Origin of the sequence: Geobacillus sp. WSUCF1 (assembly GCF_000422025.1) — a bacterium.
In the GTDB taxonomy this organism is placed as follows: Bacteria; Bacillota; Bacilli; order Bacillales; family Anoxybacillaceae; genus Geobacillus; species Geobacillus zalihae.
Window position 1 is genome coordinate 1 of record NZ_ATCO01000071.1, and the last position, 20,554, is coordinate 20,554.

The window sequence follows — 20,554 nt, forward strand, 5'->3', positions numbered from 1 at the left end:
GGCGCGGCTTGCGGCGCCGGCTGCGGAGCGGCGGCCGGCTGGGCGGCAAACGAGGCGACGTCTTGTTTGCGCACGCGTCCAAGCGGATCAACGGTCGGCACTTGCGTCAAGTCGATCCCTTTTTCACGCGCCATTTTCCGAGCAGCCGGCGAAGCAATCGGTCGTTGGCCTGGCGCTTGGGCAACCGCAACCGGCTGCGGCGCTGGCTGCTCAGCACGGTCGACCGGCACAGCCGGTTTTGGTTCCTCGGCCAGCTGCGGCGCCTTCTCTGGTGCAGGCGGTGCCGACGCCGCTCCTTCTCCGATAATGGCGATCGCTTGACCGACCGCAACCGTATCGCCTTCATTGGCAAGCAGCTGTTGCAAAACGCCCGACTCTTCCGCCATAATTTCCACGTTCACTTTATCCGTTTCAAGCTCGCAAATCGATTCTCCTTTTTCCACGTAGTCGCCCGGTTTTTTCAGCCATTGGGCGATCGTTCCCTCCGTGATGGATTCTGCTAACTCTGGGACTTTGATCTCAGCCACGTTGATGCCCTCCTCAAATGTTCCGTAGTCATCATTCATGCTTCGTCAATGCACAGCGGATGATGCGCTCCTGCTCTTTTCGGTGGACGACCGGATCGCCTTCCGCCGGGCTCGCCCGCCGGCGCCGCCCGATATAGCTGACATCGACACCTTCTGGGGCAACGGCACGCAGGTGCGGCTCCATATACGTCCACGCGCCCATGTTTTTCGGTTCTTCCTGCACCCAGACGAGCTCTTTGACGTTCGGATAGCGGGCGATGATGTCTCTCACTGCTTCTTCCGGGAATGGGTACAGCTCTTCAATGCGCACGACGTGTAGCCAATCGAGCCCTTCGGTTTTGCCGATCTGTTCGGCTAAATCGATCATCAATTTGCCGGTGCCAAACACGATGCGTTCCACTTTGCCAGCGTCAGCGCCCAATCCCGGCTGTTCCAGCACCGGCGAGAACGCACCGTCAACGAACGCTTCCGCATCCGATTCCGCCAGCGGATGGCGGAGCAAACTTTTCGGCGTCATAATGATGAGCGGGCGAACTTCTTCCCTTGTCAACAGCGCCGCCTGCCGCCGCAAAATATGGAAATATTGCGCGGCCGTCGATAAGTTGGCGACCGTCCAGTTGTTTTCCGCCGCCAGCTGCAAAAAGCGCTCGACGCGGCCGCTTGAATGTTCCGGGCCCTGCCCTTCGTAGCCGTGCGGCAAGAGCATGACAAGCCCAGATTTTTGCCCCCATTTCGCCCGGCCGGATGAAATGAATTGATCAAACATCACTTGCGCCATGTTGGCGAAGTCGCCAAATTGCGCTTCCCACAGCACGAGCGTCTCCGGCGCGTACACGTTGTAGCCGTATTCATAGCCGAGCACGGCTGCTTCCGTCAGCGGGCTGTTGTACACGACAAATGACGCTTTGGCGCCGCTGATATGGTGAAGCGGCACATACTCTTTGCCGGTTTTCACGTCATGCAGCACTAAATGGCGCTGTGCGAACGTGCCGCGCTGCGAATCTTGACCAGTCAGACGGATCGGCACCCCGTCTTGCAAAATCGTGGCGAACGCCAAAATTTCCGCGTGCGCCCAATCGACTTTGCCGTTTTGCGCAAACACGCCGCTTCGCCGTTTTAAAATGCGCTCAAGCTTGTTAAAGACGTTGAATCCGTCCGGAAACTGCAACAATTCTTCGTTCACACGATGGAGCACGTCTTTCGCCACGCTTGTTTTCACTTCCGGTAGCCGATCGACGACCGGTTTGGGCGGATCCATGATGAAATCAAGCTCGTCTTCGTTTTTCGGCACCCGCTCGTAGGCGATTTTCAGCCGTTCCGCCACCTCTTGCTCCATTTCGTCGACTTCCCGCTCGGTGATGATCCCTTTTTCCATCAATTTTTGCGCATACAGCTTGCGCACAGTCGGATGTTGGTTGATGATCGCGTACATCGTCGGGTTCGTCGCCATCGGCTCATCCATTTCATTATGACCGAAGCGGCGGTAACCGATTAGGTCAATGACAAAGTCTTTTTTAAACCGCTGGCGGTAGGCAAACGCCAAGCATGCGGCCGCCAAACAAGCCTCCGGGTCGTCGGCATTGACGTGCACAATCGGCACCTCAAACCCTTTCGCCATATCGGAAGCATACGTCGTCGAGCGTGAATCGTAACTCTCCGTCGTAAAGCCGATCATGTTATTGGCGATGATATGGATCGTCCCGCCGGTCGTATAGCCGCGCAGCTGGCTTAAGTTGAGCGTTTCCGCGACGATCCCTTGTCCCGGGAACGCGGCATCGCCGTGAATCAAGATGGCAAACGACGCATCCATATTTTGCACCGGCACTCCTGGTTTTGTCCGATCTTCTTGCGCGGCGCGCGTGTAGCCAAGCACAACCGGATTGACCACTTCGAGATGGCTTGGGTTGTTAGCGAGCGTAATCCGCATCGTATGCGCGCTTTTATTGCGAAGGCGGCGCGCCGCTCCTAAGTGGTATTTGACATCGCCCGTCCACCCGTACGTGATCGCCACTGACCCTTCAGACGGAATGAAATTTTTGCTTTCCGCATGCTGAAACTCGGCGAAAATCATTTCGTACGGCTTGCCGAGCACGTGAGCCAGCACGTTCAACCGGCCGCGGTGCGCCATGCCGATGTTGACGGCGTCGATTTCATGTTCGATCGCCTGCCTGACAAGCTCATCCAAAAGCGGCACCATGGCGTCAAGCCCCTCAATCGAAAACCGCTTTTGCCCGACGTACGTCCGATGGATGAATTTTTCAAACCCTTCGACTTCCGTCAAGCGGCGCAACAAGGCGACCCGCTCTTTGTTCGCCAGGCTCGGATAGTACGCTCCGGACTCAATTTGCTGGATGAGCCAGTTCCTTTCTTCTAGATTATGTACTTGCGAGAATTCAAACGCGATTTTATCGGTATAAACTTTGCGCAAGTGCAAGATGGCATCCCAGCCGTTTTGAACATGGGCCGGAGCATGCGGGCAAAGGAACGCAACTGGAATGCGCTTTAAGTCCTCTTCCGTCAAATCGTACTCGTCAAGCTCGAGACGGCGCAGCTTTTTCTCTTCTTTGACGAGCGGATTCGTGTCGGCAGCCAGATGGCCATAATGGCGAATGCTGTCCGCCAGCTTGACAGCGGCGACAAGCTTGCTGAAGGCGTTCGGCGTTTCCGGCAGCCGGAACGTTTGATGCGTTTTGGCTGTTTCGTCATCCGCAGGAGAAACCGGTTCTTCCAAGACCGGCGCCCCCCACTGTTCGAATAATCGTTTCAGTTCCGGGTCGACACTGTCCGGGTCATCGAGATACTGTTCATACATGTCGATGACATAGCCGAGGTTCGGCCCGTAAAACTGGCTCCACGGTTGAGCGTAGTTCGTCTGTTTTGCCATCGTGAAAAAACCTCCACCTTGTTTTCGCATCGTTTGGGCTGGCAACAGCTATGCATAAAAGTCCTCATTGCGCTGCCAGCATCCCCAAACGTACAGCAAAATAACGGTATAAACGTTTTCACTATTTATTTTAGCACTATCGCTCACTAAAATCGACGAAGAAGCTGAAAAAATTTCACTTATTATCATTGTATGAATAGAAAAAAGATCGTGACTGCACGGCGGCGGGACATTCATGATTTTAAGCAAACGCCGACCGACATTCATCTCCCGCTTATTTTTGGACTGCACCCTGTACAAAGCGAAAGTGAAAGTCTCCTATTCGAAAATGATTGAACGCTCTCTTGCCTGCGCAAACGTTTAGCGGTGGGAGATTCTTTGGAACAACCGCTCCACGACAGGCTTGCCAGCCAAGCCATCCTCGTGTGTCCCACGGTTCCGTTGTCTTACGAAGACAGCAAGCGAAATCCTTCTTTATTTTGGGCGGCGTTAGGGAACATCCTTGATGCTTCATCCCCCACTTACGCACGCGGAAATGGGAGCCTTCTCGGCTGGAGATGATAAAAAAGGCGCCCCGTTGCCGCTAGGACGCCTTCCATTTTTTATGAAATCTTAAACTTCTCAACCAGTTGTTTCAACTGCCGGCTCATTTCGCTTAACGCCTCCGCCGATTCGGTCACCGTCGAAAGCGCCTGCAACTGATCATCAGCCGAAGCAGCCACTTCTTCCGCCGCTGCCGCTGCTTGTTGGGCGATGGCGGCGATGTTTTGCATCGCCCCGACGACATCGTCTTTGCTCGCGTTCATCCGCTTTGCTTCCTCCATAATCCCAGCGAGCGCTGTTGCCACTTGCTCCATCATGCCAGTGATTTTGACAAATGAATCGCCGGTCGTGTGCACCGCTTCCCGCTGTTCGTCGTACGCCTGCTTGGAGCGGCGGACCGCCTCCATCACCAGCCCGGCTTGCTGCTGGATGGCGGCGATCGTCGCGCGGATCATCTCCGTCGCTTTCGCCGATTGTTCCGCCAGCTTCCGCACTTCGTCCGCGACAACGGCGAACCCTTTGCCGTGCTCGCCGGCGCGCGCCGCCTCAATGCTGGCGTTTAACGCGAGCAAGTTCGTCTGCCCGGAAATGGCGGTAATCGTTTGAATGACATCGTCAATTTCTTTCATTTTTTTCACAAGGTCGTTAATGACGTTTTCTACTGACTCCAGCTCATGTTTCGCTTCCTCCGATTTTTTCTGCAAAATGTTTAAATGCTCCAAGCCGTCGTAGCTCGCGGTTTTCGTTTCATCGGACAGCGACTCCATGCCAGCCGTCGCATTCGTGACCGCTTCGATTTGCTGCGACAGCGCCGTCGTCCGCTCATTGATCGTATCAAGGCTTCCTGCTTGATCGGTCGTTCCTTTGGCGATTTCGCCGATCGCTTTCGCCACTTGTTCGCTTGTGGCCATCGTTTCTTCGGAGACAGCGCTCAAATGGTCGGCCGAAACGGCCAATTCATTGACCGAGCGGTTCACCTCGCTAATCAGCATCCGCATATGGTCGATCATGTCATTGAAGTGGCGGGCGAGGCGGCCAATCTCATCTTTGGCAGTGATGCGCGCGTGCACCGTCAAGTCGCCGCCCGCCGCCTTTTCGACTTGCTCTTGCAGCGCCACAATCGGCCTTGTGATCGAGCGCGCCAAGAAATAAACGACGACCAAAGCGATGATGAACGCAATCACCGTAATGACAAGCATCGTCATCCCAAGTGAGCGGCTCATCGCGGATAAATCGCTTTCTCTATAGACAGCGCCGACTTTCCAGCCGAGCTCTGGAATCGTAGTGAAGTAAATCACCTGCCGTTCGCCGTCTTGCTCGTATTCGTGCATTCCTTTTTCATGCTCGAGCATATAGCGGACCGTCGCGTTTTTCGCCATGTTTTTCCCCTTATATTGAGGGTGGACGACCGCCGTCCCTTTCGCGTCAAACAGCACCGGATAGCGTGATAGCCGACGTCTCTCGCATTGACGATTCTTGTCACCGCATCGAGCGTCATATCGATGCCGATGACCGCAGCAATGCGGCCGTTTTCGCTCACCGCTTTGGCCAACGTCACAACGTGCTTGCCGGTAATCGCATCGACGTACGGTTCGGTCCACACCACTTCATCCGGCCGCTTCATCGCCGCTTTATACCACGGGCGGCTCGTCGGATCGTATCCGTCCGGGAGCTCTGTCATCGGCGATATATACATTTTCTTCTGCTCCGTGCCAATATAGATGAATTGCACATTCTCATGCAGGCGCAAAAACGTGCGGAACTGTTTCTCAAGCTGCAGCCACATTTTTTCATCTTGAACCATTTGCAAAGCCAACGGCGATTCACTGAATTGCACTAAGCTATTCTCCTCACTTTGAAAACTGTCGCGAATATCGCCGAGCAGTCCGTCAAGCGCCGTCTGCGCCCGCTGTTTCACGTCAGCATCCACCATCTTCCGCATTTGCACAACCCCAACGAGTTGTGTTGCTGCCAATGAAATCACTAACAATAAAGCCATCAAGACGATCAATTTGCTGCGCAATGTCCGGAACACTCTCTATTTCTCCCCTCTGTTTCCTCTTTTTGTCGAACCACGTCCATTATAAAAGGACAATCGTCCTGCGTCTATAGGATGAGCTTCTTATTCATACATAGAGAGCCGCGCCTGTGGGACATTAAACGTAGGCAGGTGAACCACAATGGGCGCGATTGAACATGAGGGCTATATATTTGAGATCGAATACAGCGTCTTGCTGCAAAAAGGGGCGCTGCACGTTTATCGCGACGGTGAATTGATTGAGGAAATTGAGTTTGCATTTTGCGGCGAAAAGCCCGATGAACAGCAAATCGAAGCGCTTGTGAGCGAGTATGTCGAGCAAAAAACCTCCGGCCGCTGTTAGTTGTCGGAGGCTTTTCTTGCCATTTTTTCGCGTTTTCCGTTATGATGAAGGTAAAAAAGCAAGGGGGATCGGCATGTACGATAAACGTTTATACGTCTTTGACGGCAACACCCCGCGCGAAGCGGTCATCCGCAACTATACGACAGACGACTTTGCTGATCTCATCCGCGTGCAGCAAGAAAGTTTTCCGCCCCCGTTTCCATCGGAGTTGTGGTGGAACGAGGAACAATTAACCAACCATGTCACCTTGTTTCCCGAAGGAGCGCTTTGCGTCGAAGTCGAAGGGCGCATCGTCGGATCGATGACCGGCTTGATCGTTGATTTTGATCCAGCCCATGCCGATCATACATGGGAAGAGATCACCGACGGCGGCTACATCCGCAACCACCGCCCGGATGGCAACACGCTGTATGTCGTCGACATTTGCGTCTCGCCGCCATACCGGAAGCTCGGCCTCGGCAAGTGCTCATGCAGTCGATGTATGAAGTCGTCGTCCATCTCGGCCTTGACCGGCTGCTCGGCGGCGGGCGGATGCCTGGCTACCATCGACATGCGGCTGAACTATCGCCGGAAGCCTACATCGACAAAGTCGTTGCTGGCGAGCTGAACGATCCGGTCATTACATTTTTGCTCCGTTGCGGGCGAACGCCGCTTGCGATTGTCCGTAATTATTTAGAAGACGAAGAATCGCTCAACCATGCCGTGTTAATGGAATGGCGCAATCCGTTCAAGCAAAAACAAGGACACAATTGACAGAAACGAAAAAAAAGGAATCACCCGCATCGGCCGCGAACTAAGAAAAGGAGAACGACCGACGGAAAGGAATCGCGGCCGATGAAATCGATTTTGTATAGTGATCCGCTTGCTCCTTTGCTTATTCGCAATGAATTGTTTTCCCTGCTGCCAGCGCACATTTCCCGTTTGACCGTCGTTTGCATCGGCAGCAACCGCATCAACGGCGACAGCTTAGGGCCGTTCGTCGGCACGCTGCTGGAAAACGCTTATCCGGATCATTTGACCGTCATCGGTACACTTAGGAAGCCTGTCGATGCAACGAACATCCATCGTGTTTCCGAGCGGCTGCAACACGAGCGCGGAGCGTATGTGGTGGCAATCGACAGCATTGTCGGGCCGCAGCCGTTTGTCCATACGATCGCCATCCGCCCTGGCGCCCTTTCCCCTGGCACGGCGCTCGGCAAATCGCTGCCACCGGTCGGAGACATCAGCGTCATGGGAGTCATGATGGAGGACACGGCCGATGTAAGCGCGCTTCCGTATACGAATTTGCACATAGTTTACCAAATGGCGAAAGTTATCGCTATCGGCCTTTCGCTTACGGTCCGGCAGCGGTATGGCTATGAATCGTCGACGCCGCTGTTGGCATAACGCAAAACGAAAAAAGCGCGGCGAACGTAAACGTCGCCGCGCTTTCATTCAGGCAAGTGAAAATGTTCGTTTGACAAACGACACGACTTCCTCAGCCGTGCCGAGCGACAACACCGTTTCTTTGATGCGAGCCGCCTCTTCTTTCGACAATTGTTTCAACTGAGCGCGCGCCGGCAAAATCGAGGTGGCGCTCATGCTGAACTCATCAAGGCCAAGGGCAAGCAAAATCGGAATCGCGATCGGGTCGCCGGCCATTTCTCCGCACATCCCGACCCATTTTCCTTCGCGATGGGCGGCATCGATCACGTGGCTGATGAGCCGCAAAATCGCCGGGTTGTACGGCTGGTACAAATACGCAACCCGCTCATTCATCCGATCGGCCGCCATCGTATATTGGATCAGGTCGTTCGTTCCAATGCTGAAGAAATCGACTTCTTTCGCAAACTGGTCCGCCATGACGGCAGCTGCCGGGATTTCCACCATCATGCCGACTTCAATTCCATCCGCAACGGCAACCCCTTGGCGGAGGAGCGCCTCTTTTTCTTCAAGCAAAATGGCTTTCGCTTGGCGGAATTCATCGAGCGTCGCAATCATCGGGAACATGATTTTCAAATTGCCGTACACACTCGCCCGCAACAAGGCGCGCAGCTGCGTCCGAAACATGTCTTGCATCTCAAGGCAAAGGCGGATCGCCCGGAACCCTAAGAACGGATTCATTTCTTTCGGCAGCTGCAAATACGGCAGCTCTTTGTCGCCGCCAATGTCAAGCGTCCGCACAACGACCGGCTTGCCATTCATTTGTTCCAGCACCGTTTTGTAAGCCACAAACTGTTCGTCTTCCGTCGGCAGTTCCGAGCGTCCCATGTATAGAAATTCTGTGCGATACAATCCGATTCCTTCCGCTCCGTTCGCCAACGCTCCTTTCACATCGTCTGGCGTGCCGATGTTGGCAGCCAGCTCGACATGAATGCCGTCAGCCGTCACGGTCGCCTCGTGAACGAGTTTCGCCCATTCTGCCTTTTGCGCCTCATAGCGGGCCCGTTTTTGTTCATATTGGGCGAGCAACTCCGGCGATGGATTGATGATTACTTGGCCGTCGAGCCCATCGACAATGACGATGTCGCCGTTTTTTACTTCCGCCGTCACCGTCTTCGTGCCGACGACGGCAGGGATTTCGAGCGAACGGGCCATAATTGCTGAATGCGACGTCCGCCCGCCGATGTCGGTGGCAAATCCTTTCACATATTGGCGGTTCAGCTGCGCCGTATCGGATGGCGTCAAGTCTTCCGCGATGATCACGACTTCCTCAGAAATGAGGCTCGGGTTCGAGATTGTGACGCCAAGCAGATGGGCGAGGACGCGCTTTGTCACATCGCGGATGTCAGCGGCCCGTTCTTTCATATATTCATTGTCCATCGCCTCGAACATCGAGATGAAAAACGAGGCGGTTTCATCGAGAGCGTACTCGGCATTGACGCGCTCCGTTTGAATTTTTTCTTTAATCGGGTTCAACAATTCTGGGTCGTCAAGCACAAGCAAGTGGGCGGCAAAAATGGCCGCTTTATCTTCGCCAAGCTTTTCCAAGGCATGCTGCTTGATGGCTTCCAGCTCTTCTTTCGCTTTCGCCACCGCCGCCTCAAGCCGCGCTACTTCCGCTTCAACATCGGCAACAGCCCGTTTTTCGGCTGCCAAATCAGGGGTTTCTAAGCGGTATGCCTTCGCGATGGCAATACCGCTCGATGCAGCAATCCCATGGATCGTTTTTTCACGGATTGCGTTTCCCATTATTCTGCAAGACCTTCTTTCGCCAACGTATCCGTTAACGCCGCCATTGCTTCCGCCGCATCGGCCCCTTCTGCCGTGATTTTGATCGTTGCCCCTTTCGGAATGCCTAACGACATGACGCCCATGATCGATTTCAAGTTCACCGTTTTGCCGTTGTACTCAAGCTGGATTTCGCTGTTGAATTTGCTCGCCGTTTGCACCAAAATCGTCGCCGGACGAGCGTGGATGCCGGAATCAGAAACGACTTTAAACGTTTTTTCTGCCATGTTCATCATTCCCCTTTTCTTCAATTTTTTCTTTGCCATCATATCAAATGCAGGGGCGGGAAGGCAACGGAAAATGCTTGTCCCCGCCCCGCGGCGAATAAGCAGCTTAGCGGATCGTCACAACAGCGTCTTCTCCTCGAGCAACTGAGCCTTGCTTGTTGACGTGAACCGTTTCGCCGGCTTGGAGATTCGTGAAAATCACCGGTGTGACGATCGATGGGGCGTTCTGTTTGACATAATCAAGGTCGACGCGCAAAATCGGCTGTCCTTTTTTCACTTCGTCGCCTTCCTTCACAAGCGCTTCAAACCCTTGGCCGTTCAGCTTCACCGTATCGATGCCGACGTGGATCAAAATTTCATGCCCGCCGGCCGACTGAATGCCAATGGCGTGCTTCGTCGGAAAGACGTTGATGATCTTCCCATCAACCGGAGAGACGACCGTGCCGTCCGTCGGCATGACTGCGAACCCATCGCCCATCATTTTTTGCGAAAACACTTGGTCCGGCACTTCAGCGAGCGGAACGATTTCTCCGGACATCGGCGAAGCGATCGTTTCGGACTCCGCGGCTTCCGAAGCCGCTGTTTTCGGCTTTTCTTCTTCCGCCGCACGGGCCGGCGCTTTTCCTTGCATGATGTCTTGAATTTGCCCTTTTAACATATCCGATTTCGGACCGAAAATCGCTTGCACGTTGTTGCCGACTTCCAGCACCCCGGCAGCGCCAAGCGCCTTCAGGCGGTCTTTATCGACTTGGCCAATGTCATGGACCGACACGCGCAAACGTGTAATGCAGGCGTCCAAATGTTCGATGTTTTCCTTTCCGCCAAGAGCAGCGAGCACTTCATACGGCAGGTCGCCAGCAGCGGCCGCCTCGGCTTTCGGTGCTTCCTCGACCGTTTTTTCCCGGCCCGGCGTCGCCAAATCCCATTTGCGGATCGCAAAGCGGAACCCGAAATAATAAATCACGGCAAACACCAAGCCGACCGGAATGACGAGCCACCATGCCGTCCGGTTTGGCAGAACGCCAAACAGCAAGAAGTCAATGACCCCGCCGGAGAACGTCATCCCGATTTTGACGTTCAACAAGTGCATGATCATAAACGACAAGCCGGCAAAAACGCAGTGAATGGCAAACAGCACCGGAGCGACAAACAAGAACGAAAATTCGATCGGTTCGGTAATCCCAGTCAAAAACGATGTCAACGCAGCCGATCCCATAATGCCGGCCACAACTTTTTTGTTTTCTGGCCGCGCTTCATGGTAGATGGCAAGCGCCGCTGCCGGAAGGCCGAACATCATAAACGGAAACTTCCCGGTCATGAACGTGCCGGCCGTCAGTTCCACGCCGTCTTTCAGCTGCTCGAAAAAGATTTTTTGGTCGCCATGGACCACTTGCCCGGCTTTATTGACGTATTCGCCAAATTCAAACCAAAACGGTGCATAGAAAATATGATGCAAGCCAAACGGAATCAACGCCCGTTCGATGACGCCGAAAATAAAGGCGGCCAACGGTTTGTTCGCATCGATCATATTGTGCGAAAACGCATTGAGCCCGTGCTGAATCGGCGGCCAGATGAATGTCATGATAATGCCAAGCACGACCGCAGACGCCGCCGTCACGATCGGCACGAACCGCTTGCCGGCAAAAAAGCCGAGATATTGCGGCAGTTCGATATTGAAGTATTTGTTGTACATGTAGGCGGCCAAAATCCCGACGATAATCCCCCCAAAGACGCCGGTTTGCAGCGTCGGGATGCCGAGAATGTTGGCATACGACGGGTCAGCGCCGACCATATCGGCCGTTACACCTAAGATGACGCTCATCGTCACGTTCATAATCAAGTAGCCGATGATCGCCGCCAAGCCTGCGACTCCGTCCCCGCCGGCAAGGCCGATCGCTACGCCGACCGCAAACAAGAGCGACAAGTTGGAGAAGACGATGCCGCCCGCTTGCTCCATCACGTTGGAGACGAGCACGACCCAATCGGCTTTTAATGCGGGAATTTTATCCGTGAGCGCCGGGTTTTTCAACGCATTGCCAAACGCCAGCAAAATCCCGGCCGCCGGCAAAATCGCCACCGGCAACATGAGCGCTCTCCCGACTTTTTGCAGCGTGCCAAACGCTCGCTTCATCTTCATAACCTCCTTTAGGTTCCTTTTCTTAAGTTTTGCAGCAAACAGCCGATTCATGTATCGAAAATGGAGCGGACGCTTCCGAGGGGCATCGGCGCAATAAAAAAGGCATGACTAAAGAGAGGCAAAAAGAACGCTTACAACAGCGCGCATACATTCGCAGCTGTTGCCGCCTTATTTGCCCTCTTTACTCATGCCTGATCGAGTCAGTAACACGTAAAGCGAGACAACCTATGCAGTTGTATTGTTCTTTTTCTCCGCCAGCCGTTGCAAATGCAACGTCAAATAGACCGCCTCGGCATCGTCCGCCGGCAGATGAAGCGTTTGCTGCATGACCTTAACCAACTTCCATGCTAGATTATAGCACAATGGATACGCTTCCTTCAAGATTTTCGACAAATTTTTTGGTTCTTCGACTTTTTCACCTTTTTTCATCCGCTCAATCGCATAGCGCAAATGGCGGACGAAACGCAAATAATGAACGCTCTCGCGGTCGATGTCAACGCCAAGCTGTTGCTCGACGATCTTGACAAGGTCAGCAATGAGCTGGGAATATCGATTCGCTTCCGACACGCTTCGTTTCGAAATCGCGCTATGAATATGAAGAGCAATAAAGCCTGTCTCCCCTTCAGGCAGGGAGACTCCGAGCTTTTGTTCAATCGTGCGGGCCACTTCATGGGCAATTTCATATTCCAACGGATACAAGCTTTTCGTCTCAGCCAAAAACGGGTTTTTGACGTCCAATCCTTGCTCAAGCCGCTTTAATGTAAAGGCGATATGGTCCGTCAGCGCCACATGGATGTGCTCGTCGAGCGGTGCGCCCACGCGTTGCTGAATATGTTGAACCACCTCGCTCATGAGGGCGATGAATTCTTCGCTCAATTCCGGAAGCAGCTTTTTGTATTGCTCTTGTTCGCGTTCGTTTTTCAGAACGAAACATTTTTCCACAGCGCTCTTCGCAATCTCGTCCCCCCGTTTTTTGCCGAAGCCGATTCCTTTGCCAAGCAGGACGACTTCGCCATACGCCGGATGGGAAGCGATTAACACGTTATTGTTGAGCGTTTTTTCGACGCGAAACGGCTGTTCCATCAGGCTCCCTCCTTTCCGCACCCATCGTCTGCCGCTAGTCTATGCAGACTACATTATAAACCGGACGGGCCATCGCTCTCAATGACGTTTTTTGGATGGGGAGATGCTCTTCTCGACATACTAATAAGAGGGCTGGGAGGGAGGAAAGGTTTTGCGGGCATACGGCAAGCGGAGCGAAACGGGCCGAAAGGAGGGGATCGCATGTCGAACAAAGGGAGACAAAACAAGGTGAGCCAAGAAACAGCCAACCCGACCGTCTCCAAGGCGGAGGCAGAAATGGCCAAAGACAGCGTGGATACGGCCAAACAAGCGAAAAAGAACCGCTCGTAGCGACAGCGAGGCTGCCCTTTCTTGGGGACAGCCCCGCTGTTTTGCCGCTATAGCGCCGGCCATCGGCCCGGCCGCCCACTTCGACGGCGACTAGGCCGTCCGGCGCACCGGATGAAGACGGCTGAAAATCATCTTCAATAATGGCGGCGTCACAACAGTCGTTACCAATACGACGATGATCATGACCGCAAACATGTCTCCATCAAGCAGGCCGGCTTCCAAGCCGATGCCGGCGATGATGAGCGCCACCTCACCGCGCGACACCATGCCAGCACCTACCGCCAGCGAGCTTCCCCACGAAAATCCGGCCCATTTTGCCCCCAGCGCGGCGCCGACAAGCTTTGTCAAAATCGCGAGCGCACTCCAACCGACAATCAGCGGCCAATGCTCGACGATGCCGGAAAAGTCGGCCGCAACCCCGATGGAGGTAAAAAAGACAGGGACAAACAAAGAATAGGCGATCGTTTCCACTTTCTCAAATACTTCTTCCCGATAGTCCGTAAAACTCGCGCCAAGCCCGGCCATATAGGCGCCGATGATCGCCGCCACCCCCATCGCCTCAGCAAAATAGGCAAAGGCAAAACAGATGACCAGCCCGGCTGAGACGACCGCCTCTGTCACACGCAACGGGGCAAACCACTTTAATACGAGCGGGATGGCTTTCCAAGCGAGCAAAATGGCGACGGCAAAAAAAACAGCTTTTTTCAGCACGACCGCACCAAGCTCGACGTCGCCGCCAGTTAGGCTTAATAAAAACGCCAAGGCAATGACGACCAGCACGTCGTCGATGACCGCCGCGCCGAGAATCGCGGATCCTTCCTTCGATTGCAGCTGTCCCATCTCTTTGAGCGCCTGCACGGAAATGCTGACGCTCGTTGCGGACAGCAAAAGTCCGAGGAAAAGAGCTGTGCCGGTTTCCATGCCGAACGCTGCGCTAGCCGCATACCCGGCGAGCAGCGGAACGAGAATGCCGAGCACTCCGACCGCCACAGCAGCTTTTCCAGTGCGCCGAAACTGGTCCATATCCGTCTCAAGGCCGGCGATAAACATAAGCAAAATGACGCCGATTTGGCTTAACTCCTGCAAAAGGTCGGTATCCTCGATCACACCGAGCACGCTCGGACCAAGCACAATGCCGATGAGCAGCTTGCCGAGCACGGCGGGCTGGCCAAGGCGCACGGCAAGATCGCCGGCAAGTTTGGCGGCGAACAAAATGACTGCCAGTTGGGCGATGAACACACCATCACATCCTTTTCCCATTATCCCTCCCCAAACTACGTTTATCATGTGCAATAGGTTTCATTTTTAACGGATTTCCGAAAGAAGTCTCCCACTTCAAGCAAAGCTAAGTCGGAATCGTTCCCTGCACGATCGGCAGTTTCGACCCTAAACAACTGAAAGAGAAATTTTACGAACCAAAACGCGCTGTGCACCGACAGGGCCTATGATGATCCGCAAAGCATCGGCCTCTGCCTGCCATGCAACTCGGCTGCCTATCAGCCATCGATTGAGCCGTTAGCCCAAAAAAAAAAACAGACATCCTCGCTCTGCGTGGACGCCTGTTGTTATGACAGCGCATTTTGCCGGCCGTTTGCGGCTTTGACGCCGCCGGACGGAAACGTCAAATGAACAGTCGTTCCCTTCCCAACCTCGCTTTCGATCCGCATCGTTCCTTTATGTTCTTGAACGATTTTCATGCTTGTCGTCAGCCCGAGCCCCATTCCTTTTTCTTTCAAAGTGAAAAACGGTTCACCGATTTTCTGCAGCCGCTCTTTCGAAATGCCGACGCCGGTGTCGGCAACATCGACATAGATCTTCCCGTCCGCTTCCGCAACGTGGACGTATAAAATTCCGCCATCAGGCATCGCTTCGATGGCATTTTTCATAACGTTCAACAACACTTGAACAATTTGGTTTTGATCGCCGTACACACAAGCTTTCGGAGCGGTGTTATGGACGGAAATGGAAACGTTGTTCAACGTCGCCTCATGGCCAATCAAGCTGATGACATACGAAATGGCCTCGTCTAGCAAAAACGGCCGATAATCGTGGCTTTGCGGCTTGGCGAGCACCAGCAGCTCGCTCACAATTTGGTTGATGCGGCCGAGTTCACTTAACATAATGCGCATATAATGATCATTCACTTCGCGCGTTTCTTGCATCATCTGAATAAATCCTTTCATGGAGGTGAGCGGATTGCGGATTTCATGGGCAATGCCGGCGGCCAGCTCGCCAAGGACGGACAGCTTTTCTTTTTTCAAGAGCAGCTCCTCGGCAAGCTTTTGCTGGGTAATGTCGCGGCCGATCGTCAGCAGCCCTTTGCGCGCTCCGTTTTCGTCAAAGAGCGGCACTTTAATGACGTCAAACGTCTTCACTTCCCCATCCGGCGTCGCAAACGACTCCTCGCGGCGGGTGACCGTTCCGCTTTTCCATGCTTCGCGGTCCGATTCGATGCACTGCTCGAAAGCGTCCTTAAAAAACGGCACCAGCTCGCCAAGTTCACGATCGGTTTTCCCGACATAGTCGATACGCTCGAGATGATAAAGCCGCTGTCCGAAATCGTTGACGCGCAGCCATCGACCCTCGCTGTCTTTAAAGCAAACGAAATCGGGCATCGAATTGATGAGCGTAAGCAGCTGTTGTTCATTTTCTTCGATCTTTTCCAGCTGCTCGCGTTTTTTAACAGCTGGTACAAAAAAAATAGCCGAGAGCAAAATAAACACGGCCCCTTTGGCGGCGCCAAGCGCCATATATACAGCGCGGCTGATCGACAGCATATTGAGCAGGGTGTCGGTGGCGGCAATCCATAAAATGCTGCCTATGATATATACTGCGATTACTTTTGTTTTGTTGACCACGTTGTCATCGAACCCCTAACATGCAAAGTCGCTGGCGGCCACGGTCGCCCTCTAGGCTACATTTCCCGCGCCCAGCCGAGCAACCGCACGGCCAAGAGGGCGGCGCGCTCATGGTCAAGCCGCTTTTTTAGCGATGCCTCAAGCCGCTCGGCCACCGCCTCCGCCTCTTCCTCATAGGCGAACGAAAATGACCACTCAAGCGCCGGAATGGCAATCACGATATATTCTTCTTTTCGATTTTCGTAAATGTAGACATTAGCCGGAGCTTGTCCGTCCATCACCGGCGTTTTGCGGATTTTCATTTTTCCGTCCCACCTTTTCCTTTCAAGCCGTCCCCATTTTGTTTATTTTAACAAACGCCCGCTCCCTACTCAATATAAATCATTTTCCTTGTCATTCCCCCGTCGATGACCAAATTGACCCCGGTGATAAAATCGTTTTCCTCATCGCATAAATACAGACAAGCGCGGGCGATATCGTCCGGTTTGCCGACGCGGCCGGCCGGGTGCTGCCGGTGGTCAATGTCTCGCAGTTGCCCATAATCGCCCGTTTCAATCCAACCGGGGCTGATGCAATTGACGCGAATGCGATCATCCGCAAACGACACCGCCAGCGCATGGGTCAAAGCGACAAGGCCGCCTTTCGATGCAGCGTACGCCTCGGAATTCGGCTCGGACATGAGCGCCCTTGTCGAGGCAATGTTGACGATGGCTCCGCCTTTTGCATTGCGGCGCATATATTTCGCTGCTTCTCGAGAAGCAAAAAAAGCGCTGCGCAAATTCGTTGACAGCACGTCATCCCACTCCTCAACCGTCAGCTCATACGGCGACTTCCAGCGTGAGACGCCAGCATTGTTGATCAAATAGTCAATGCGGCCGAAGCGGCCGGCAGCTTCTTGTACAAACCGTTCAATATCGTCCACCTTCCGCACATCCGCTGCCACAAAGATCGCCTTGAACCCGTCCGACTGCAATTGCGCGGCGAACGCTTCACCGTTTTGAATATCGCGGTCGATGATCACGACGTTCGCTCCCTGTTTTGCGAATGCTCTAGCGATCGCCTTGCCGATCCCATTCGCTCCACCGGTGACAATGGCTGTTTTCTGTTCCATGCTCATGTACAATCTCTTCTCCCTTCCTTTGCTCCGTTTGCTTTCGGGTGGGATCCAACCGAAAGAGGTAGGCTTTATGCATGACCTTCCCTCCTACGATAAGGAACGTTTGTTCTATTCATGACCATTTTATACCTTTCGTTCTTTTGATGCAAGAGAAAGGTGGATGAGGAAAGATACCGATTCATCCCCCACTTGCGCTCATGCATGGAAGTGAGGATTTTCTCGGCCCGAGATGTGAAAAAGACCGCCATTCGGCGGTCTTTTTTGGCATCTTACCGATAGGGGCCATACGAGATTGGAAAGCCAGGCGCATACGGGGTTCCTCCGCCATAATATGGAGGCAGCGGCGCGGCAGGATAGCCATAGCCATACGGCATCACCGGGGCATACGGCTGCGGCGCCATCGGTGGATAGTACAGCGGCGCATACGGATGTGCGCCAGGAACGAAACCTGGTGTTGCACCAGTAGCCATTCCAGACAGCGTGCCAGGAACGGCCACGGGAGCCGTGCTGCCAGCCGGGGGGACGTTTTCTGCATATGGGGCCGTCATGCCATACGGAATAGCGGCGTCATCAGGCGTCATCGGCGGCGTGTTTTCTTTCCCACCCATCGGCCAAACGGAAGCATGGGCCATATTCGGCCCGGCTCCTAAACCGAGCGGCGGCGCCGGCAGCATCATATCGGAGCTGTCCGGACTGTCTGGACTGTCAAGATGGACCGGACTGACAAGCGGCACTGGCGGCGCAACCGGTGGACACCAATAGCCATAAGGCGTTGCCGGCGGATAATACGCCATCGGCATCACTTGAGTCGGCGTCGCTTCATTTGGCGTCGTTGCCGATAGCGGAGCCATCGGCGGCACGTTATTCTCCATCCACCCGGCTTCATTGTCATGGCCGGAAGAGGTTGAAAACGGACCATTCATATACGGATCCCAATGATTCATTGTTCTCTCCCTTTCTTGCTTATATTCTCGGGGCGCGTACCCACCCATATTGTATGTCGGAACAAGCAAAGGGTGTTTGCCCGGCCAAAATATAGGTATTTAACCCAACAGGCGTCTGTGATACGATAAATAACGGTGACGATGCCGAATCAACGCTTGGGGGGACATGCGATGGATGAAGCACTGGCGGCCAAGCAAATCGATGAATTGCGCAACGGAATCATCTCCGAACTGTTGGTGAAAAAAGAGGACTTCCCTGTTTTTCGTGCCGTGCTTGTCAAACAGCCCGACTTCAAACGATTTCGCGGCATCGCCCAGCGCGGCGGTCATGTTATTTACCACTATATGGATGCTCCGCGCAACTAAAAGCCCCTCTTCCCATGGCTTCACACCCGGCTTTCCGTCCTGGAAGCCGGGTGTTTTTGCTCACGGAGAATTTTCCATCCCTCTCTATGAAACTAGTCATTTCAATGCCTCGCGCGTTTTTTCCATCATTTCGATAATGACTCATCGCGTGATCCTTGTTACTCTAGTAGCGAGTTTGCAAGACAAAAGGAGGGATGTGGATGAAACAAGCAAAAGCATGGGTGACGGCTATGTTGTGCGGCATATTTTTCTTTGCCGGCCATGCCGATGCGGCGACAATCCACACCGTCAAGCGCGGCGACACGCTTTGGAAAATCGCGAAACAATACGGTGTGCCGCTGAAACAACTGCAGCAGACAAATCGCAAAGGCGATTGGCTATATCCTGGTGAAAAACTCGTCATCCCTGATGCCGGCATCACGGCGGCAGAGAAAGATTTGCTCGCTCGCCTCGTCCATGCCGAGGCGAAAGGGGAACCGTACGCCGGGAAAGTGGCCGTGGCAACGGTCGTGCTCAACCGCGTCGACCATCCGGATTTTCCGGATACGATCCGCGCCGTCATTTATGAGCGCTCTGGCGGCCATTATGCATTCACGCCGGTCGCAAACGGATCGATCAACGAACCGGCCGACCGTGAATCATACCGCGCCGTTGAAGAAGCACTTGCTTTTCGCGGTTTAGGAAACGGCTCGCTCTATTTCTACAATCCGAAAACGGCGAAAAGCAAATGGCTGCGCTCCCGTCCGGTGACCGTCGTCATCGGCAACCATGTGTTTGCCAAGTAGACGAAAACAAGGGGACGGCTTCGCCCCTTGTTTTTTTTTTAAAATATCAGATTTTAGGAAAGAAACCCCTTTACTTGTGCATAAAAATAAGGCAAACTAGTAAAAAAGCGCCTGCTCCTTTTTATAAAGAGCGGGCACAACGGCCAGGGCGCACCGGCCGGCCGCCTTTTCGGCCGATCACGCCCGTTTTAGCCGCCGACGACTATATTCGGTTTAAAAAGGGGAATGATAGAATGGTGAAAAAAGCAAAAGTCGGGGACATTATTGAATTTAAAAATGGATTGCGCGGCATCGTGGAAAAAGTGAACGAAAACTCGGTCATCGTCGATTTGACATATATGAAAAACTACCGCGAGCTTGATTTGCAAGAGCGGACGGTGGTCAACCATAAAAATTATAAGATTATTGAATAGAAAAAAGAGGCCGTCAAGAGCCTCTTTTTTGTTTACGAAATGCGGGCGAGTTCATCACATTCATAGATGTGGACGCCGTTCGCTGCGGACGCCGCCCGGTAAAACATCGCCAAAGCAAGCTGATGGGCGTCAACCGGCTTATATTTTTTCCATTTGCCGACGAACAAAAACGGCAGCCGGCATAACAGCCACCCGGCGAGCATCTCGCCAAGGCGGAACTCCCGACGCTTGCCGACGAGCAACGATGGACGGAAAATATGAAGCGATGGGATGGAAAGCCGCTGCAACGCCTCTTCCACCTCTCCTTTGACGCGCTGGTAAAAAAACGGCGAACACGGGTTGGCGCCAACCGAAGAGACGGTCAAAAAGCTTTTCACGCGGCACTTTTCCGCCAACGCCGCCGCGCGCAGCGTATATTCATAGTCAACTTGAATGAACTGCTGCTTCGTTTTCGCCTTTTTCCGCGTCGTTCCGAGGCAGCAAAACACATCATCGACATAAAAATGCCGCTCATACGATTCAAGCCGCGCAAAATCGGCGACGACTTGCTGCAGTTTTTCATGTTTAATCGGCAGCGGGGTGCGGACAAAAATGGTCACTTGCCGGTACAAATCCGACTCAAGCAGCAACTTGAGCAGTTCCCCGCCGACCAAGCCGCTCGCCCCAAGCAAAAGAGCTGTTCTTCGCTCCAACGCCAAAACCTCCAAGGCAAACATTCACTGTCCATTATATAGGAGTGTTGGCGAAAA

18 protein-coding genes and 2 pseudogenes are annotated in these 20,554 nt (G+C 53.7%); 7 read left to right on the forward strand and 13 right to left on the reverse strand.

The window, feature by feature from the left end; genetic code table 11:
* The 3 genes and pseudogenes from I656_RS08665 to I656_RS0115450 form a co-directional block, all read right to left on the reverse strand.
* The coding region (locus I656_RS08665; protein WP_020754914.1) for a biotin/lipoyl-containing protein at nucleotides 1–527 on the reverse strand (527 nt) is incomplete at its 3' end.
* A 31-nt stretch (nucleotides 528–558) separates the two neighbouring features.
* On the reverse strand, nucleotides 559–3,411 hold the full coding sequence (locus I656_RS08660; protein ID WP_033005498.1) for a 2-oxoglutarate dehydrogenase E1 component: 2,853 nt from the start codon (nucleotides 3,409–3,411) through the stop codon (nucleotides 559–561).
* Between the two features lie 602 nt (nucleotides 3,412–4,013).
* Nucleotides 4,014–5,989, reverse strand: a pseudogene (locus I656_RS0115450) (methyl-accepting chemotaxis protein).
* 145 nt (nucleotides 5,990–6,134) lie between these two features.
* On the opposite strand from I656_RS0115450, the gene I656_RS08655 reads away from it, so the two are divergent.
* From I656_RS08655 to yyaC, 3 genes and pseudogenes are all read left to right on the forward strand, one after another.
* Entirely contained in the window at nucleotides 6,135–6,335 is a 201-nt protein-coding gene (locus I656_RS08655) for a YbxH family protein (protein ID WP_014195319.1), read from the forward strand.
* A 73-nt stretch (nucleotides 6,336–6,408) separates the two neighbouring features.
* A pseudogene (locus I656_RS0115455) lies at nucleotides 6,409–7,088 on the forward strand (GNAT family N-acetyltransferase).
* 81 nt (nucleotides 7,089–7,169) lie between these two features.
* Nucleotides 7,170–7,721, forward strand: a complete 552-nt coding sequence (gene yyaC, locus I656_RS08650; RefSeq protein ID WP_020754921.1) for a spore protease YyaC — start codon at nucleotides 7,170–7,172, stop codon at nucleotides 7,719–7,721.
* A gap of 48 nt (nucleotides 7,722–7,769) precedes the next feature.
* Here the strand turns inward: yyaC and ptsP are convergent, their stop codons facing one another.
* The 4 genes from ptsP to glcT all read right to left on the reverse strand — a co-directional run bounded on the left by ptsP (nucleotide 7,770) and on the right by glcT (nucleotide 12,992).
* Nucleotides 7,770–9,506: a phosphoenolpyruvate--protein phosphotransferase gene (gene ptsP, locus I656_RS08645; protein WP_015374285.1), complete on the reverse strand. Its 1,737-nt coding sequence runs from the start codon at nucleotides 9,504–9,506 to the stop codon at nucleotides 7,770–7,772.
* Nucleotides 9,506–9,772 carry a phosphocarrier protein HPr gene (locus I656_RS08640; protein WP_011230496.1) on the reverse strand — a complete coding sequence of 89 codons (267 nt, stop codon included), beginning with the start codon at nucleotides 9,770–9,772 and terminating at the stop codon, nucleotides 9,506–9,508. Before I656_RS08640 ends, ptsP begins: the two co-directional genes overlap by 1 nt.
* Nucleotides 9,773–9,878: 106 nt before the next feature.
* Complete coding sequence (gene ptsG, locus I656_RS08635) at nucleotides 9,879–11,903, reverse strand: glucose-specific PTS transporter subunit IIBC (RefSeq protein ID WP_033005500.1); 2,025 nt, start codon at nucleotides 11,901–11,903, stop codon at nucleotides 9,879–9,881.
* A 231-nt stretch (nucleotides 11,904–12,134) separates the two neighbouring features.
* Nucleotides 12,135–12,992: a glucose PTS transporter transcription antiterminator GlcT gene (gene glcT, locus I656_RS08630; RefSeq protein WP_033005503.1), complete on the reverse strand. Its 858-nt coding sequence runs from the start codon at nucleotides 12,990–12,992 to the stop codon at nucleotides 12,135–12,137.
* A 201-nt stretch (nucleotides 12,993–13,193) separates the two neighbouring features.
* Here glcT and I656_RS19730 point away from each other — a divergent pair, with 201 nt between their 5' ends.
* Nucleotides 13,194–13,322, forward strand: coding sequence for a hypothetical protein (locus tag I656_RS19730; RefSeq protein ID WP_015374282.1), 129 nt, complete (start codon nucleotides 13,194–13,196; stop codon nucleotides 13,320–13,322).
* Between the two features lie 90 nt (nucleotides 13,323–13,412).
* Here the strand turns inward: I656_RS19730 and I656_RS08625 are convergent, their stop codons facing one another.
* The 5 genes from I656_RS08625 to I656_RS08605 all read right to left on the reverse strand — a co-directional run bounded on the left by I656_RS08625 (nucleotide 13,413) and on the right by I656_RS08605 (nucleotide 18,241).
* On the reverse strand, nucleotides 13,413–14,582 hold the full coding sequence (locus I656_RS08625) for a cation:proton antiporter (protein ID WP_174520670.1): 1,170 nt from the start codon (nucleotides 14,580–14,582) through the stop codon (nucleotides 13,413–13,415).
* Nucleotides 14,583–14,887: 305 nt separating this feature from the next.
* Entirely contained in the window at nucleotides 14,888–16,180 is a 1,293-nt protein-coding gene (locus I656_RS08620) for an ATP-binding protein (RefSeq protein ID WP_020754927.1), read from the reverse strand.
* Between the two features lie 56 nt (nucleotides 16,181–16,236).
* On the reverse strand, nucleotides 16,237–16,482 hold the full coding sequence (locus tag I656_RS08615) for a YueH family protein (RefSeq protein WP_011230486.1): 246 nt from the start codon (nucleotides 16,480–16,482) through the stop codon (nucleotides 16,237–16,239).
* 65 nt (nucleotides 16,483–16,547) lie between these two features.
* On the reverse strand, nucleotides 16,548–17,297 hold the full coding sequence (locus I656_RS08610; protein ID WP_013523280.1) for an SDR family NAD(P)-dependent oxidoreductase: 750 nt from the start codon (nucleotides 17,295–17,297) through the stop codon (nucleotides 16,548–16,550).
* A gap of 269 nt (nucleotides 17,298–17,566) precedes the next feature.
* The gene (locus I656_RS08605) at nucleotides 17,567–18,241 is read right to left on the reverse strand and encodes a hypothetical protein (RefSeq protein WP_033005505.1); all 675 of its coding nucleotides are present in this window, start codon (nucleotides 18,239–18,241) and stop codon (nucleotides 17,567–17,569) included.
* Between the two features lie 171 nt (nucleotides 18,242–18,412).
* On the opposite strand from I656_RS08605, the gene I656_RS08600 reads away from it, so the two are divergent.
* From I656_RS08600 to I656_RS0115460, 3 genes are all read left to right on the forward strand, one after another.
* The gene (locus I656_RS08600) at nucleotides 18,413–18,607 is read left to right on the forward strand and encodes a hypothetical protein (RefSeq protein ID WP_015374277.1); all 195 of its coding nucleotides are present in this window, start codon (nucleotides 18,413–18,415) and stop codon (nucleotides 18,605–18,607) included.
* Nucleotides 18,608–18,807: 200 nt separating this feature from the next.
* Nucleotides 18,808–19,392 (forward strand): cell wall hydrolase, encoded by a 585-nt coding sequence (locus tag I656_RS08595; protein ID WP_013145941.1) that lies wholly within the window; start codon nucleotides 18,808–18,810, stop codon nucleotides 19,390–19,392.
* A 233-nt stretch (nucleotides 19,393–19,625) separates the two neighbouring features.
* A complete protein-coding gene (locus I656_RS0115460) occupies nucleotides 19,626–19,805 on the forward strand; it encodes a DUF2187 family protein (RefSeq protein WP_033005507.1) in 180 nt (59 codons plus the stop codon).
* A gap of 32 nt (nucleotides 19,806–19,837) precedes the next feature.
* Here I656_RS0115460 and I656_RS08590 read toward each other — a convergent pair whose 3' ends face one another.
* Complete coding sequence (locus I656_RS08590) at nucleotides 19,838–20,521, reverse strand: NAD(P)H-binding protein (RefSeq protein WP_020754933.1); 684 nt, start codon at nucleotides 20,519–20,521, stop codon at nucleotides 19,838–19,840.
* Between the last annotated feature and the right edge of the window lie 33 nt (nucleotides 20,522–20,554).

Excerpts from the sequence above, each read along its gene's own strand:
- I656_RS08640 (WP_011230496.1), bottom strand. The coding sequence starts at position 9,772 with ATGGCAGAAAAAACGTTTAAAGTCGTTTCTGATTCCGGCATCCACGCT.
- I656_RS08610 (WP_013523280.1), bottom strand. The coding sequence starts at position 17,297 with ATGAGCATGGAACAGAAAACAGCCATTGTCACCGGTGGAGCGAATGGG.
- I656_RS08625 (WP_174520670.1), bottom strand. The coding sequence starts at position 14,582 with ATGGGAAAAGGATGTGATGGTGTGTTCATCGCCCAACTGGCAGTCATT.
- ptsP (WP_015374285.1), bottom strand. The coding sequence starts at position 9,506 with ATGGGAAACGCAATCCGTGAAAAAACGATCCATGGGATTGCTGCATCG.
- I656_RS08590 (WP_020754933.1), bottom strand. The coding sequence starts at position 20,521 with ATGTTTGCCTTGGAGGTTTTGGCGTTGGAGCGAAGAACAGCTCTTTTG.
- yyaC (WP_020754921.1), top strand. The coding sequence starts at position 7,170 with ATGAAATCGATTTTGTATAGTGATCCGCTTGCTCCTTTGCTTATTCGC.
- glcT (WP_033005503.1), bottom strand. The coding sequence starts at position 12,992 with ATGGAACAGCCGTTTCGCGTCGAAAAAACGCTCAACAATAACGTGTTA.
- ptsG (WP_033005500.1), bottom strand. The coding sequence starts at position 11,903 with ATGAAGCGAGCGTTTGGCACGCTGCAAAAAGTCGGGAGAGCGCTCATG.
- I656_RS08600 (WP_015374277.1), top strand. The coding sequence starts at position 18,413 with ATGGATGAAGCACTGGCGGCCAAGCAAATCGATGAATTGCGCAACGGA.
- I656_RS08615 (WP_011230486.1), bottom strand. The coding sequence starts at position 16,482 with ATGAAAATCCGCAAAACGCCGGTGATGGACGGACAAGCTCCGGCTAAT.
- I656_RS08655 (WP_014195319.1), top strand. The coding sequence starts at position 6,135 with ATGGGCGCGATTGAACATGAGGGCTATATATTTGAGATCGAATACAGC.
- I656_RS08595 (WP_013145941.1), top strand. The coding sequence starts at position 18,808 with ATGAAACAAGCAAAAGCATGGGTGACGGCTATGTTGTGCGGCATATTT.
- I656_RS08660 (WP_033005498.1), bottom strand. The coding sequence starts at position 3,411 with ATGGCAAAACAGACGAACTACGCTCAACCGTGGAGCCAGTTTTACGGG.
- I656_RS0115460 (WP_033005507.1), top strand. The coding sequence starts at position 19,626 with ATGGTGAAAAAAGCAAAAGTCGGGGACATTATTGAATTTAAAAATGGA.
- I656_RS08605 (WP_033005505.1), bottom strand. The coding sequence starts at position 18,241 with ATGAATCATTGGGATCCGTATATGAATGGTCCGTTTTCAACCTCTTCC.
- I656_RS19730 (WP_015374282.1), top strand. The coding sequence starts at position 13,194 with ATGTCGAACAAAGGGAGACAAAACAAGGTGAGCCAAGAAACAGCCAAC.